The sequence below is a fragment of the Microcystis sp. M049S2 genome (genome assembly GCF_020245625.1).
In the GTDB taxonomy this organism is placed as follows: Bacteria; Cyanobacteriota; Cyanobacteriia; order Cyanobacteriales; family Microcystaceae; genus Microcystis; species Microcystis ichthyoblabe_A.
The window spans coordinates 1-14668 of sequence record NZ_JADBUN010000121.1 but is presented as its reverse complement, the minus strand read 5'-3'; the positions used below and the strand labels follow the sequence as shown (position 1 = coordinate 14668).

Below are 14668 nucleotides of genomic sequence, written 5' to 3'. Positions count from 1 at the left end.
TTTTTAGATTTATTCAGCAGACCCTAATTAGGGTTTGCGGCAAAAAGTAGGGGCGAAGCATTCGGATAGAAAATCTACGGTTTCACCGATAGGTTATTGCCCGAATGCTTCGCCCCTACAGGACGCGGGCCGATGAAGACACAAGGTTTTGAAGCATGATTCTCTCAAAATCTGGCACCTGTTTCGCTCGTAAAGCCACAAAACCCTTACCTTGCCTACATTTCACATTTATTCAGCCAGCCCTAATTAATGCTCATTCTTAATTCTCCTGACTCCTGACTCCTGACTCCTGACTCCGTTAAAGATTAATAACTATGACCTATCTACTCACTGTCTATCGAGCGCTCGAATGCCGTCCAGATACCTATCGGGACTGGTATGACCAAGGCAATATTTTAAAAGAAAGAATGGACTATTTTGGAGCCTTAATCAGCTACGAAAAAGCCTTAGAATATTATCCAGATGATTATTGGGCATGGTACAAAAGGGGTATGATACTAGAAGACTTGGGAATGTATGAAGAAGCGGCTCAAAGTTATGCTAACGCTGCACAGGTAAAGGATGATAACTATTGGGCTTGGTACGATCAAGGTTGTGTTTATCTACAGGAATTAAAGGACTACGAAAAAGCGACCGCTTGTTTTCAACGGGCCCTAAGTCATAGTCCGGGGGACTATTGGGCAGCCTACCGGCAAGGGGAGGCCTATCGATTGCTGAAAAATTACGAACGCGCTATCACTTTCTATGATCTGGCCCTAGGGGCGCGACCCCGGGATTATTGGGCCTGGTATCGTCGCGGCGACGCTTTCCGGGATTGGGGCAATCCCCAAGAGGCTTTATTTAATTATCGTACCGCCCTCGATATCCGACCGCAAGATTACTGGTCCTGGTATCAACAGGGTGTGATCCTACAGGAATTACAGCGTTTACCAGAAGCGATCGCCTGTTATGAAGAATCGTTAAAAATTGATCGAGATGATCGCTATGCGTGGTATAATGCCGCCTGCTGTTATGCCGCCCTCGGTCAACAAGAAAAAGCGATCGACTGTTTACGCGAAGCCATAGACATAGAACCGGATATATGTGGCGAATTAGCGCGTAATAACTTTGTTTTCGATGGTTTAAGGCAAAATGAAACCTTTAATGACCTCTTGAGTTGCTATTCCCCCAGCTAAAATCTTTTTGCAGCACCTAGGGTTTGCTGAAAGGGTTTGTCCTGGGGTGTGTGGGATTTTAGGCATTTTCAGGGAAAAAGTGCCTAAAACTTCCCCCGGATTGCTCAAATGGCTGGCACTTTTTGACGACAAAAAAGCCTAAAGATATTAGCCAACAAGGTTTTTAGATTTATTCAGCCAGTCTGGATTAGCTACAATTGCAATTAGAGAAAAATTATTGAGAATCTTATGCGAGAACTAGACAGAGACAAAACCATCGAACAACTAAACGAAATCATGGAATTTGAACTAGCGGGAGTTGTCCGTTACACCCACTATTCCCTGATGGTGACAGGTCCCCATCGCATCCCCATCGTCCAATTTTTCCAGACCCAGGCCACGGAGTCCCTCACCCACGCGCAACAAGTCGGGGAAATTCTCACCGGTTTAGAAGGCCATCCTAGCTTAAAAATTGCACCCATCGAGGAAAGCTATGAACACAATATCAAAGCAATCTTGAGTGAGAGCCTCAATCATGAGAAAAAATCCCTTGATTTGTACAAAGCACTCCTAGAAACCGTTGAAGATGCCAGTATTTACCTAGAAGAATTCGCTCGCGGTATGATTGGACAAGAAGAATTACACAATCTGGAAATTCGCAAGATGCTGCGGGATTTTGCTTGAGCTAGGATCAAAGCTAGAGTTTATCGACTAGCTTATGAATCTTAGTTCCGCTTTACCCACTTTTATTATCACTCTCCGGGAAGGTTTCGAGGCCGCTTTAGTGGTGGGAATTGTCCTCGCTTGTTTACAAAAATCGGGTCGATCGCAACTTAACTCATGGGTGTATCGTGGTATTGGTGCGGGAGTAGTGGCTAGTGTTTTGGTCGGTGTTTTGCTAGGGGGAATCCTTTTGCAAGTGGATGCCTCTCCTAGTCCATTCGTACCAATGATCAAGGAATTATTGGCCGCCACTTTTGGACTGATTGCCGTTTTGATGTTGAGTTGGATGTTAATTTGGATGACTCAACAGGCCAAATCTTTGAAATCTGAGGTAGAAAGTGCGGTAAAAGCGGGTTTAAAAGCGGAAAATGGGGCAGGAAAAGCGATTTTTCTGCTCGTTTTTATCGCTGTCTTGCGGGAGGGATTTGAAACTGTCCTCTTTATCCTGGCCCAATTCCAAAAAGATTGGCAGATACAAACCTTCGGTGCGATAGCGGGGTTAAGTGTGGCGACTTTGTTGGGAATTCTCCTATTTGCGGGGGGAGTAAAAATTAATATCCGTCTCTTTTTCCAAATTATGGGGACTTTCCTCCTCTTAATCGTTGCGGGATTACTCATCGGTGTTTTGAAACATATCGACGCAGGAATCAGTCTTTTAAGTGAAATTGACCCTTTTTATCGCAATTTCTGTCCTTCTCTCCCCTCCTCCTGTCTTCTCGGTTTTCAAGTTTGGGACGGTTCCCAAATTTTGAGCGATCGCACTTTCCCCGGACTCCTCCTTAAATCCCTGTTTGGTTATCGTCAAAACCTCTATATCAGTCAAATTGTTGCTTATATCCTCTTTTTAATGCTTATCGGTGGCCTCTATTTCCAAAGCTTACGACAACGTCCTCAAACAGTGATCAGTAAACAGTGATCAGTAAACAGTAAACAGTAAAAAGACAGTAGGAAACTTCTATTTAATACTGCTCACTTAAAAACTCACATCTGATAACTGTTAACTTACCCACTGATAACTTACCCACTGATAACTGATAACTGATAACTGATAACTTACCCACTGATAACTGATAACTGATAACTGATAACTGATTATGACTACTTGGCAATGTGACGGTATCCCTAAAGATGGTAAAACTTATCCGCAAGCGATTGCGGGAGGTCATGAACCCTGCGAAAATACTACTCCTGATTGTCCTATCTGTGGCCTGCCTAGGGAAGCGATGGATCCCGTCACAACGACGGTTAAAACCACAGTTGTCGTCTCCCCGGGGGGTACAACTAGAGTCGGTCAAAAATCTAACTGGTTACTTCCCTTCGCTTTGATAATTACCGCTTTAACCGCAGGTTTAGGGGGTTGGAGTCTATTGCAAATGTTGATTCCCAAACCTGATACTCCCCAAGTTGTCGGGGAAGAAACCCCAGACAAGCAACCCAAGGCAACTTTTGTGAGTGATACGGCTAAAAATCCCGATTTATTTAGCCAAGGTGAGAAAATACTGCTTAATTCCACTCCTAACAAAGAAAAAGGCGCAGCGGCCTTTAAAAAGGAAGATTGGTCAAATGCGATCGCAGCTTACCAACTAGCAGCCACTCCCCAAGCAAACGATCCGGAGGGCAAAATCTATTACAATAACGCCAAAGCTAGACAAAAAGGTAATCAAAATACTATAGCCGTCGTTGTCCCCATCGCTAACGACCCCAACAGCGCCAAGGAAATTCTCCGAGGTGTGGCAAAGTATCAAGAGGAGTTTAATAATTCTAATCCGGGTAATCCTTTGGAAATAGTCATCGCTAATGATGGCGGTGGGTTACAATCAAAAGCGATAGCCGATGATCTGATTCAATCCGGTCAAGTTTTGGCAGTTATGGGCCACGGAATCGACCCTTTTAGTCAAAAAGCGATTGAAAGTTACGAAAAAGAAGGATTAGCGATTCTTTCTCCCCTGACTACCAGTGTTAGTCAAACGGGAAATGCAACCCTGAAAACTATTCCTCTTAAGGATAAATCTCAGGAAGTTTTAGGCAGTTATCTGGAAGCAGTGGCCAAAACTTTGGCTAATTATGCTAGTCAGCAAGAGAATTCTCCGTCAGTGGTTCTTTTTTATAATTCCGATAGTCCCTATAGTCAAAAATTAAAGGATTCCTTTGCTAAAGCGATTAAAGAACCGGGAGGCCAGATAGTTAAGGAAATAGACACCACCAAAGCCAATTTTAACGCTAAAACCGCCATAGATCAGGCCAAACAAGCCGGCGCTAGGGTGGTATTTTTGGCCCTGAGTAAAGACGGCGATCGCATAGATCAAGCCGTGGCTATTGCCCAAGAATCGTCTGGAATGCTCTTATTAAGCGGAAATGAACTTTATACACCCGATATACTTATTCAAGGAGCGGATAGCATCGACGGATTAGTTCTAGCAGTACCTTGGAGTTTCCAAGCAACGGATCCCTTTGCCAAAGATGCGCTGAAAAGTTGGCGCGGTCGCGTCAGTTGGCGTACTGCTACCGCCTACGATAGTATGAAAGTATTAGGAGAAGCGATCGCTAAAAGTTCTGACCGTGCTACTGTAGTCGAAACTTTAAATCGAGGAATCACCTTGCAGGGAAGCACCACGGATTTTAACATTTTTAATCAAGTTCCCTTGGTGCGTGCTAATCGCGGCAATGAGGGGCCAAAGGGTTCTCAATATCAATTCGATCCTATCTAAAATAGATAATGTGATGTCGAGGAGTAGAATCAAGTCTAATTTTATGAACAATATCTTACCCATCCTAGCTTTGTTAATGTCGGTGTCGGGAATTGCCGTGTCTTTGGGACGGGAGGAAGTCCGATGTCATCTCGGTTTAGAATCGGCAGCCTGTCCCCAGGAAGAACAAAACATCAGCGAAGACACCCCCCCAGATACCCCCGCAACTACCCCCGCAACTACCCCAGAATCTCCCCGGATAGAAGAAACTCCCGCGGAAACTACCCGTAATATCGAACCTTCCCCCGAAGTTTCCCCGTCTCCTGAAAGCGAAACCCCGGTGGAATTCACTCCCATCCCGGAAAAGAACCCCAGTCCAGAAGTACCCCCCGAAAATCCCCCCACCCCAGAAACCAAAGCGGTGGAAAAAACTCCAGATGCAGAAAAAAGTCCGGATGTCAATCCATCTAAAGATGGAGAAACTGAAAGTATTCCGTTAGAAGTTATTCCCCCCGCACAGTAAAATCGGACAAAATCAATTTCTAGTGGGGTAGGGTTGATTCATGAATCAACCCTACAGACCCCGGACAGTAAAATCGGACAAAATCAATTTCTGGCTGAGGATAGGCACTCATGCAAGAGGTAGTTGTACTAAATCTGGTTATTAAAGACTGATTATTTATTCCCCTTTTTGCATGAGTGCATGAGTAGAAAACGGGTTTCTCGGAGAAACCCGTTTTCTGTGCGTTACTCAATTGTATCTAGCTTCTTTCAGCAAACCCTAACTATTGGATTAACGTTTCTTGCGAAGTCCCATTAATCCGAGTCCCCCGAAAGCGAGAAGTCCAAAGATAGAACTGGGTTCGGGAACATGAACGTAGTCTTCTACTTCTCCATGAGATATACAGTTTCCTGCTGCTGCATCGGTGGTGTTACAGTCTGCTTTAGAGTAATATTCACCAAACGGTTTCACGTCCAAATCTAACGGGTCCCAAGTGAGGCGGAAGCGACTATAAAGACCATCTGCTTTGGGATTGAATCCTAGATTATAACGCTTGGTAAAGATGCCTGGTGCTAGGGTGAGTAAATCATCAATGTAGAGTTCTGATGTGTGGTCGAAGACTCCATTGTAATTAGTGTCCCACCATGCACGAAGTTGATAGGGGTTAGGATCGGGTCGATTAATATTGAAAATTACATCTACCCAACTGTCTCCAAAAATTACACCATCTTCATCGTCTAATAAGAGACCATCGGTACAAGCACAATTTCCTAAAATACTCTTATCATCTCCATCTGCTTGCCCTGTGGGTTGACCATCTGGCTCTGTCTCCCAGAGATTTCCAAGTCTTTGTAAATCACCTTCTCGATAAAATGGACCGTCTGAATTTAGCAATGTAGAGTAGCTATCAGGAGCGTCACCAAAGTCCGCACAACCGTCAGATGATTGAGCGGTAGCTAAGATATCTAATGATTTTATCTTGGGTGCTTTTCGAGGTGCAGGACATAGGGCGATTATATCATACCCCCATTTCCAACCATCGTGGATAGTAGCGTCTTTAGTGGCTAAATCAAAGGTAGCTAAGTAAGTTTCAAAGCGAACAACCCGACTAAATGGAATTTTTCTTATTGAGTTGCTAGGTAAATCTTGAAACAGCATCGCGGTAGGAGGGTTCGCACCTGTTGGTCTCCAACTTTCTGTTGTTTGGCCTTCTGTGTAATACCAGGGAAGATCGTCATCATTGGGAAATGGATCGATATGACTAACTAATGCTCCATTTTCTCCTCTATTATCGGTAAATAAGCTAATAAACCGTAAATCTTTAATAGCAGGATCTGCTGCTCCTCTCGCATAAGTTGCTATGATAGCGGCTCCTCCTCTAGGAACCGATATTCCATCACAAACTGAGATGTCTATTGGGGTTACTGGAGTGCCACAGTCTATGGCTTGGTAAGTATTGATTGTTAGAGTTCCCCCTAAAGGATTACCCGGTTTTGCTGTCCAGCCAGCAAATTGAGTTGCCGCATCAGCATCGAAAACATCAAAAATATCGGCGCCTACATCTGGAGGGGGTAGATAAAGATTCTTCCAAGGTTCTGGTAACTTAGGATCTTGAGTAGGATTTAACTTCACTGTTCCTACTAATGCGCCTGGTGCATATGGTACGATGACTAACTCCGTCAAATCTACAGAAGGTCTATAATTAGCACCTGTAGGACCAACAATGGTAAAAGCAAAACTTGGAAGAGAAAAGCCTCCAATAATCGTAACAACACTAGCCGTCATAGCAGTGCTGGCAGCACTGATTGCCCATTTTGTAGAAATAACTTTAATCATTGGCATATAATCTTGAATTGAGTATTTAGGGTTTGCTGTTATTTCCGCTTTTCCCAACAGTTGAGTATGATCGCCCCTCACAGCCAGATCAAGCAACAGCCCAACCTAACCGTAATAGCAGATAGCGGAATGATACACATTCCCCCCCCCCACAACTGTATTCTAAGCTACATTTTTAAAATATTTACACTCCTCTCCGTCATACAAAATCTGGTTATTAAAAACTGATTATTTATTCCCCCTTTTTGACTTTTTTCTCGCCGTTAGGCGGGTCAATTTTTTTGAGAAAATTGAAGTATATTAAGTTTTGTTAAGAACAATGAAACTGAAACGGTTATCGGTGATTCAAAAGTATTATAATTGTCTTTGTTATCCTAAATCAATAGTTTTTGCTTGTCAATAATTATGAATAGTTATCAAACCTATTTAATCATCGATCATTCTCAGAAGATTATCCTCTCTAACTTACCCTTTAAAGCAGGAACAAAGTTAGCCATTAACATTCAAGTAGTTGAGGATGAAAAGACAGAAGCCGATTTTGAAGCTTTATTAGATAAAACTAAGGGAATCTGGACTAAAGGAGATGGCTTAGAATATCAGCAAAAAATTCGGGAGGAGTGGATATGAAACGATTAATAGACTCCTGTATTTTAATCGACCATTTTAATGGTATTACCCAAGCTACAGTTTATCTAAAAGCTCACTTCTGTCATTACTAAAGCCGAAGTTCTCATTGGTTTTGATGATGATAATTCCTTTGAAAAAGCAGGAGAGTTGTTAAGCCATTTTCCCCTGATAGATTTAGATGTCAACATCACTGATTTAGTCATTCAAATCCGTCGTGAACAAATCAAAAAAAAGGCAACCAAACAGCCTAACAAAAAGGTTATTCAATGGAAATTGCCCGATGCCATTCAAGCAGCGATCGCCCTTTACTATAATCTCAAATTAGTCACTCGTAATAGCCAAGATTTTGATCTCAATCAACATCCATTTATTGAGATTCCCTATACCATCTAACAATAAAACTGAAACAGTTATCGGTGATTCAAAAGTATTATAATTGTCTTTGTTATCCTAAATCAAAAGTTTTTGCGTGTCAGTGGTTATCAATAGTTAGGGTTTGCTAAAAAAGTACGGGCGACGATCCCTAAAACCCTTACCTTGCCTAGATTTCACATTTATTCAGCAAGTGCTATTTACTTTTAGTCAAAATTAATTAATACCAATTCTCCAAAATGTGACTACAGATAGGCTAGAATATCATATTAGTAGAGTTAAAGGAAAAATATGGCAGGAGTTTATAAGATAGAAATATCTGAAAGTGAAGCAGAACTCAAGGAACTGCTTAGACAAGAAAAAACTGGTTCAGGAAAAGAAAGAATACAAGTATTGTACTTATTAAAGACAAAAAAGGCAAAAACGGTGACAGAAGCGGCGGAAATGCTAGGAAGAAATAGAGTCACTGTACAAGATTGGTTAGAAAAATATCGTCAAGGAGGACTGGAAAAATTATTGTCTAAAAAAGTCAGTAAAGGAAGACCCAAAAAAGTTACTCAGTGGGCAGAAAAAGCCTTAGAAAAAAGATTAAAAGAAAAGGAAAAATTTGATAGTCGGGTCGATATTTGTGAATGGTTAGAGGAAAAATTAGGGATAGAAGCTAAGTACAAAACTGTACACAAATTAGTATATTATCGGCTAAAAGCGTCTCCAAAAATAGCTAGACCAAAAAGCCTAGAACAATCAGAAGAAAGGTTAGAATATTTTAAGAAAAAACTGTTAGAAAATTTGGCGATGCTGAGTTGGGTAGCGATAACAATGATGAGTAATATAGGGAAAATTCGCTTTTTATGTGAAGATCAAACTCGTCTGGCACTGAAAACAATCAGTGGGAGAAAAATAACAGCAAAAGGAGTAAAACCTTACGGGAAAGTGCAGGGTCAATTTCAAGCAACGTATATCTATGGGGTGTTAGAACCGAAGATAGGAGAGCATTTCTTTTACGAATTAACTCATTTAAACAGTCAATGTTTTCAAATATTTTTAGAATTAGTTTCTGAATATTTTGCTGGCGGATTTGCTATTAATCGTGAAAAAAAAGAAGCGATCAAGTGCTAATTATGAGATGAGCGATGCAGGAAGAAAAAGCGATATTTAATATCAACAATACTTTTTATCGACCGGAGAGTAAAATCGTCCGAGATTTAGGAGTTTTAGCGGCGGCAATTGTCAAAAAAGAGCGGGGCAGTTTGCGGGTTTTAGAGGTAATGAGCGGCTCTGGTGTGCGAGCGCTCAGGTATTGGTTAGAAAGTGGTGCGGATTGGCTGTGGGTTAATGATGGGAATCCAGAAATTAAGCCAACTTTAGACGCTAACTTAGAGAGTTTATTACAACAGAAACAAGGCAAAATAACCTATAAATCTGCTCAAGAAGTTCTCCTAGAATGTTATCTTGAAAAAGACTATTATGATCTAGTTGATATTGATGCTTTTGGTTCTCCTGCATCTCTGTTCAGTGCTATTCCTTTAGCCACTAAAATCGGTGGTTTAATTTATCTGACTAATACCGATGGACGGACGCTAACGGGTCATAATCTAGAAAATAGTTTAGCTGATTATGGAGCCTATGCTCGCAATCATCCGGCTGCCCACGAACAGGGATTAAGATTAATTATCGCCGGTTTGCAATTAGAATCGGCCCGATTAGGTTTAGGAATTACGCCGGTCTTTTCCTTCTTTTTTGGTCAAAGTTATCGGGTGATGGTGCGGTTAACAGCTAATAGACAATTAAATAGTCATAACTACGGTTTTCTCGGTTATTGTCATAGCTGCGGGGAATATCAATCAGTGCCTTGGCCGAAGTTAGGCAAGATGGTTTGTTCTGGGGACGGGCAACCTTTAACCGTAACTGGACCCTTGTGGTTAGGCAGTTTACACGATCGCTTTTATCTAGAAAAAATGGCAGATTTAGCCGAACAATGGCAGTGGAAAAAGGTAGTCAAATTATTAGAAATAATGAGGGAAGAAAACGATTTTCCTCCCTATTTTTATAGCTTTCGAGAAATTGGTAGAAGGGGCAAATTAGATATACCTAAAAGGGAAGATTTAATTGCAGCTCTCCTAGAACAAGGTTATCGAGCCGCTGCCACCCATATTAACCCGCAAGCGGTGAAAACTAACGCTTCTTTAGCCCAATGTATCGCACTGCTCAAGGACTAATTAGTTAATACCAATAACTAGAACTTTGTTGGGGTTCAGGGGCAAAAGCTAACCAGTAGGGGAATTGTAAAAGAGCGAAATTCAGCCGTTCTTCGGTATCATCGATGATAATGAGCGGTGAATACTTATCGTCGATTAAACGTTCCGCTTTTTGAATTAAAGCTTCGGGAGACTCAAAGAGAACGATGCCGCGGTCAGGTCCAAAATCGGCGCGGGAAATGCCGAGACAATCTTGGAGACCGCGCCGCCATTCGCCTAAACGTTCGGGACTATTAGCCAGAACGAGAGAACGGAAGCGATCGCCCTGTAATTCTGCCATAATCGAGATAATTGCCGAAGCCACCAGAATATTCTGGAGACGGCTGCCCATACCGCGAACAGTACCCCGGCCCCCCTGTTTAAAGAACCACTGTTGCACCCGTTCGGCGTGAATTGGTTCAAAAGTGCGCCGTAATTGCCAAGGGGGACCGTAATAGTCAGGACGACTGCGATAACGGTCTAAAAGAGTTTGGATGCGCTGATTTTGGTCAGAAAAGCCCTGTCTAGGGGTGGATTGTCCCACCGGTTCCGATTCATAACCCGAACGATTAGAACGACGGGGTTCTTGCCAATTATCCCGGCCCTGGTTACTGCTACGGGGGGGACGGGGACTTTCTTCGCGATCATCCCGGCCTTGACTGCCACGGGATGGGCGCGGGTTTTCCTCCCGTTCAGTCCGCAGGGGAGGTTCCATAGGTCGGGGGGATTTTTCGGGGGTTTCAAAACGGGGTAATTCCAGCTGTTCGGCAGCCGCAGCCAAATCCTGTAAACTGCCCACCAGATAGTCTTTAAATCCCTGAACCCGCACGGCTATGTCCTGGGAGACTCCGGCGAAATTACTCCGCATTTCCTGCCGAATCCGCTCACGACGGCGTTCTAACTGTTCGATCGCCAATTCTAAAGCCTGTTTGCGTTGTTCTAGGTCTTTTACGCCTTCCTTGAGCATTCTTTCGATTTGAGCTTTGATATCTCCTAGTTCCTCGGCGATCAAGCGTTCTTTTTCCGCTTTTAACGCCGAGATTTCTGCCGCTAGGCTCTGTTTTTGCCGTTCTAGAGCCTCGATTTCTGCCCGCAGGGGTTGCGCCTGCGCTGTGGGAACTAATTCGCCTTCGGGGGCGGTTTCCGATGGCAGGGGATTCTCTACCAGGCGATCGTTCCAGAGATCATCAAAACTAAATTCTTCGACAGATTCATTGGGTAAGTCTGTCATTTTGTCAAGGGGTAAAACATTAAAATCTTCTGAAGTCATCGGCTTTAGAAATGCAGAGCGAACAGAGGGCTAAGGCAGGTAATTAAGTAAGTGGTTCTAATTAATAGACGATATATCTTGCCTTCGATCCCCCCTGCCCCCCTTAATAAGGGGGGTGCCGATAGGCGGGGGATCCCCCCTGCCCCCCTTAATAAGGGGGGTGCCGATAGGCGGGGGGATCTGACAATTTTTAACACCTACCCACTTAAGACGCTATTAGCTAGATTTCATTTTAACTCAATGTTAGTTCGCTTCTGAGTCGATCGCTGGCGATGCTGCTAAAGGATAGTATTTTTCGAGGCAGAGTCTCAGGGTTGCGCTGTCAAAGATAATGGGCAAAAAATGAATGCTGTTAATTTCTTTGAAATAAAATAGGATCGGGACTTGATTCCAGAAAATCCGCCAATTTTGCCATTCTTGGTAGGGAAAGGAGCGAATTTGTTGCCCGGACAGATAGACATCTAAGGAGGTAGGGGTAAACTGGAGACGAATGCGGGTAGTCTGGAACATCAAGAATAGCCCTAACAGGGAGAAAATTATGCCGAGCCAGACCTGTAAAAAGAGTAAAGGCAGCGATAAAATTACCAAAAACAGGGGAATTCGATAGTTAGGAGCCAGTTCGATCGTTCCTGTTACTTCTTGCGGGGAAATAGTTGTCATCGGTGTCCCTATCGGCAGTCAGCCAAAATATCTTCGCTTCTAGTTTATCCCATTGTTTTTCGATAGGCGATCGAGATAATCGAGACTCGATCGGCGATGATCTGGTGGTGTCATGGCATCATAGAAGGAGACTTTACCCCCATAGGCGCGCCGGAGATTAAAATCAGTTAAGACCTTAGATCGTTGATCGGCGAGGATCAATTCTTTATTTAAGAGGATTAAATCAGCAAAATGGGTGATAGATTCGCCTAAATCATGGTTAACCACCATGACAATTTTATTTTCTTGGGCTAACTCACCAAAGATATTAAAAAGAATCCCCTCGGTTTTTTGATCTACCCCAACGAAAGGTTCATCAAAACAGAAAATCTCCGCTTCTTGGGCCAAAGATCTGGCTAAAAAGACTCTTTGCTGTTGTCCCCCCGACAGCTGACCGAGGGGACGATGGCGTAAATCAGCCATTTCCACCCGTTCTAGGGCATTTAAAGCCTGTTGACGACTAATATGGGAAAAAGGACGAAACCAACCCGTTTTTCTGACTCTCCCCATCATTACCACATCCCAAGCGGTGACGGGATAGGTCCAGTCGATTTGAGATCTTTGGGGAACATAAGCGACTTTATCCAGTTGTTCCTGTAGAGATTGCCCTTGATAGTTAACGCTTCCCTGTTGTACGGGAATTAATCCTAGCATGGCTTTGATCAGGGTACTTTTGCCCGCACCGTTGGGACCGATAATACCGGTTAATCGTCCTGGATGAATTTTCAGGGTGATATCCCGTAGGGCTTCCACGCCGCGATAATATACTCCTAGATGACTAACTGTAATTGTCGTTTGCATAGTTGTTACCCCGAGTCTCCAGTTCTAGCATAACTAAAAATGAGACAATTATGAAGCAACCATGAAAAGATTATGAAAGATAGCTAGGGTGAGATTAATCGCCACTCAGTAAAGCTTCCACGAATTCGTAACTGGAAAAGGGCCGCAGATCCTCGATTCCTTCCCCAGCGCCAACAAAGCGAATCGGTAGGTTAAGCTGACGCGCTACGGCAAGGGCAACACCCCCTTTAGCTGTACCATCGATTTTAGTCAGGATCACGCCGCTTAATTGGGCAGCTTCCGAGAAAACCTCGGCCTGTCGCAGGCCGTTTTGTCCTAAAGTGGCATCGAGAACTAGAAGGGATTCCACCACGGCACTCTCGGCTTTTTTGTCGATAATGCGGCGAATTTTGCTTAATTCTGCCATTAAGTTCTTTTTATTCTGCAATCTTCCCGCCGTATCCACTAAGAGTAATTCTATCTCCCTGGATTTAGCGGCTTCGATGCCATCGTACACCACGGCGGCTGGGTCGGTATTTTTGCCCGGGTTGGCAATGACTTCGACTTGCGATCGCTCTCCCCAAACTTTCACCTGTTCCACGGCAGCAGCGCGAAAGGTGTCGGCAGCGGCGATTATACAACTATAGCCAGATTGTTTAGATAAATGGGCTAATTTGCCGATAGTCGTTGTTTTACCAACTCCGTTAACTCCTGTAAGCATCCAGATATTTAATTTGCCTTTTTCTGGCTCAAAACCAGGGTTGCTATAATTGGCTAAAGGTGCATCTAAAATCTCGCGGATAATTTCTTTGAGATATTCGATCGCTTTTTCGGGGGGCAGCGCTTCCTGTTTTAGCTTATTTTGGAGGGTAGTGATAATATAATCAGTGGCATCTACCCCCACATCGGCCTGAAGCAATAAAGCTTCGATTTCCTCCACCGCATCTTGATTGAGGGGACCCTGACCGACCACGGCCTTAAGCTGATTGACCAAGCTGCGGCGCGTTTTGCCTAAACCCTGACGCAATTTTTTTAACCAGGTGATTTCTTCTTCCGAAACGTCCTCTGCTTGTCGTCCCTGATTGGCTAAAACTTTGGCGGACCAGATAAAATCCTCATCTGGTTCTGTGGGGGTTTCGATGGCGGTTTCTTTGAGAATTTCGAGGCGATCGGATTTTTTCAGCCATGCGGGGGTATTATCCTCGGTTTCTTCTTGTTTAACTGGTTCTTGCTCTTGCGGAGGTTCTGTTTCAGTAATAGATGTTTCAGGGGTTTCGCTGACGACGGCCTCGGCCGTGGCTTTTTTCTCTTGAATATTTTTAAAGGCTTTTTTGGCCCAATCTAAATACTCTTCCTGACTGGTTGCCTCGCTAGTCGTCGGGGTTGCCTCGCTGGGGGTTTCCTCTACGGGTGCGGGGGGTGCTTGTTCTTGTTCGGGTTGGACTTTCTGACGACGGAACCAGTTAAACATAGGAGAAACTAAACATAAAACTATTTATCTAGTTTATCTTAACCCTTAGCGTGAGCAATTTTGATAGTTAGATTTTTAATTATGGATTTCTCAGCATTTTTTGCCGGAGATTAAGGAAAAAATATAATCCGAGCCACTCAATTGATAACCTTCCTCAAGGATAACTTTATCTCTTTTTAGGGAAATGCTGTATCCTAGAAAATAGAATAGGAAGGAGAGTCAAAAATGTTAACCACTACTGAAACTAAATATTATACTCCCGAAGAATATCTCGCTCTGGAGGAAACGTCCGAGGATAAAAATGAATATC

At 43.4% G+C, this 14668-nt stretch carries 14 protein-coding genes and 1 pseudogene; 10 read left to right on the top strand and 5 right to left on the bottom strand.

Annotated features, from left to right (window positions below; translation table 11 throughout):
• The first annotated feature begins 314 nt into the window (after positions 1–314).
• The 5 genes from IM496_RS10325 (at position 315) to IM496_RS10305 (ending at position 5087) form a co-directional block, all read left to right on the top strand.
• The gene (locus IM496_RS10325) at positions 315–1175 is read left to right on the top strand and encodes a tetratricopeptide repeat protein (protein WP_194018012.1); all 861 of its coding nucleotides are present in this window, start codon (positions 315–317) and stop codon (positions 1173–1175) included.
• A 228-nt stretch (positions 1176–1403) separates the two neighbouring features.
• Positions 1404–1838, top strand: a complete 435-nt coding sequence (locus IM496_RS10320; RefSeq protein ID WP_002731529.1) for a ferritin-like domain-containing protein — start codon at positions 1404–1406, stop codon at positions 1836–1838.
• Between the two features lie 34 nt (positions 1839–1872).
• Complete coding sequence (locus IM496_RS10315; RefSeq protein ID WP_190357446.1) at positions 1873–2793, top strand: FTR1 family iron permease; 921 nt, start codon at positions 1873–1875, stop codon at positions 2791–2793.
• Between the two features lie 178 nt (positions 2794–2971).
• Positions 2972–4585 carry an ABC transporter substrate-binding protein gene (locus tag IM496_RS10310; RefSeq protein ID WP_287661872.1) on the top strand — a complete coding sequence of 538 codons (1614 nt, stop codon included), beginning with the start codon at positions 2972–2974 and terminating at the stop codon, positions 4583–4585.
• 43 nt (positions 4586–4628) lie between these two features.
• The gene (locus tag IM496_RS10305) at positions 4629–5087 is read left to right on the top strand and encodes a hypothetical protein (RefSeq protein ID WP_287661871.1); all 459 of its coding nucleotides are present in this window, start codon (positions 4629–4631) and stop codon (positions 5085–5087) included.
• Between the two features lie 270 nt (positions 5088–5357).
• Here the strand turns inward: IM496_RS10305 and IM496_RS10300 are convergent, their stop codons facing one another.
• A complete protein-coding gene (locus tag IM496_RS10300; protein ID WP_287661870.1) occupies positions 5358–6998 on the bottom strand; it encodes a PEP-CTERM sorting domain-containing protein in 1641 nt (546 codons plus the stop codon).
• Positions 6999–7307: 309 nt separating this feature from the next.
• On the opposite strand from IM496_RS10300, the gene IM496_RS10295 reads away from it, so the two are divergent.
• The 4 genes from IM496_RS10295 (at position 7308) to IM496_RS10280 (ending at position 10120) form a co-directional block, all read left to right on the top strand.
• Positions 7308–7529, top strand: coding sequence for a hypothetical protein (locus IM496_RS10295; RefSeq protein WP_008198534.1), 222 nt, complete (start codon positions 7308–7310; stop codon positions 7527–7529).
• An 84-nt stretch (positions 7530–7613) separates the two neighbouring features.
• Positions 7614–7922, top strand: coding sequence for a PIN domain-containing protein (locus IM496_RS10290; RefSeq protein WP_322743789.1), 309 nt, complete (start codon positions 7614–7616; stop codon positions 7920–7922).
• 270 nt (positions 7923–8192) lie between these two features.
• Complete coding sequence (locus IM496_RS10285; RefSeq protein WP_287661869.1) at positions 8193–9020, top strand: IS630 family transposase; 828 nt, start codon at positions 8193–8195, stop codon at positions 9018–9020.
• Positions 9021–9034: 14 nt separating this feature from the next.
• Positions 9035–10120 carry a class I SAM-dependent methyltransferase gene (locus IM496_RS10280; RefSeq protein ID WP_287661868.1) on the top strand — a complete coding sequence of 362 codons (1086 nt, stop codon included), beginning with the start codon at positions 9035–9037 and terminating at the stop codon, positions 10118–10120.
• 4 nt (positions 10121–10124) lie between these two features.
• Here IM496_RS10280 and IM496_RS10275 read toward each other — a convergent pair whose 3' ends face one another.
• The 4 genes from IM496_RS10275 to ftsY form a co-directional block, all read right to left on the bottom strand.
• Complete coding sequence (locus tag IM496_RS10275) at positions 10125–11408, bottom strand: DUF3086 domain-containing protein (RefSeq protein ID WP_287661867.1); 1284 nt, start codon at positions 11406–11408, stop codon at positions 10125–10127.
• Between the two features lie 243 nt (positions 11409–11651).
• Positions 11652–12068, bottom strand: a complete 417-nt coding sequence (locus tag IM496_RS10270) for a DUF3119 family protein (protein WP_287661866.1) — start codon at positions 12066–12068, stop codon at positions 11652–11654.
• Between the two features lie 39 nt (positions 12069–12107).
• On the bottom strand, positions 12108–12908 hold the full coding sequence (locus tag IM496_RS10265; protein WP_287661865.1) for a metal ABC transporter ATP-binding protein: 801 nt from the start codon (positions 12906–12908) through the stop codon (positions 12108–12110).
• 94 nt (positions 12909–13002) lie between these two features.
• Entirely contained in the window at positions 13003–14358 is a 1356-nt protein-coding gene (gene ftsY, locus IM496_RS10260; RefSeq protein ID WP_194016883.1) for a signal recognition particle-docking protein FtsY, read from the bottom strand.
• A 225-nt stretch (positions 14359–14583) separates the two neighbouring features.
• Here ftsY and IM496_RS22395 point away from each other — a divergent pair.
• Positions 14584–14668 (top strand): annotated as a pseudogene (locus tag IM496_RS22395) (Uma2 family endonuclease); the annotation flags it as partial.

Excerpts from the sequence above, each read along its gene's own strand:
- ftsY (WP_194016883.1), bottom strand. The coding sequence starts at position 14,358 with ATGTTTAACTGGTTCCGTCGTCAGAAAGTCCAACCCGAACAAGAACAA.
- IM496_RS10265 (WP_287661865.1), bottom strand. The coding sequence starts at position 12,908 with ATGCAAACGACAATTACAGTTAGTCATCTAGGAGTATATTATCGCGGC.
- IM496_RS10310 (WP_287661872.1), top strand. The coding sequence starts at position 2,972 with ATGACTACTTGGCAATGTGACGGTATCCCTAAAGATGGTAAAACTTAT.
- IM496_RS10275 (WP_287661867.1), bottom strand. The coding sequence starts at position 11,408 with ATGACTTCAGAAGATTTTAATGTTTTACCCCTTGACAAAATGACAGAC.
- IM496_RS10305 (WP_287661871.1), top strand. The coding sequence starts at position 4,629 with ATGAACAATATCTTACCCATCCTAGCTTTGTTAATGTCGGTGTCGGGA.
- IM496_RS10295 (WP_008198534.1), top strand. The coding sequence starts at position 7,308 with ATGAATAGTTATCAAACCTATTTAATCATCGATCATTCTCAGAAGATT.
- IM496_RS10270 (WP_287661866.1), bottom strand. The coding sequence starts at position 12,068 with ATGACAACTATTTCCCCGCAAGAAGTAACAGGAACGATCGAACTGGCT.
- IM496_RS10325 (WP_194018012.1), top strand. The coding sequence starts at position 315 with ATGACCTATCTACTCACTGTCTATCGAGCGCTCGAATGCCGTCCAGAT.
- IM496_RS10280 (WP_287661868.1), top strand. The coding sequence starts at position 9,035 with ATGCAGGAAGAAAAAGCGATATTTAATATCAACAATACTTTTTATCGA.
- IM496_RS10285 (WP_287661869.1), top strand. The coding sequence starts at position 8,193 with ATGGCAGGAGTTTATAAGATAGAAATATCTGAAAGTGAAGCAGAACTC.
- IM496_RS10320 (WP_002731529.1), top strand. The coding sequence starts at position 1,404 with ATGCGAGAACTAGACAGAGACAAAACCATCGAACAACTAAACGAAATC.
- IM496_RS10315 (WP_190357446.1), top strand. The coding sequence starts at position 1,873 with ATGAATCTTAGTTCCGCTTTACCCACTTTTATTATCACTCTCCGGGAA.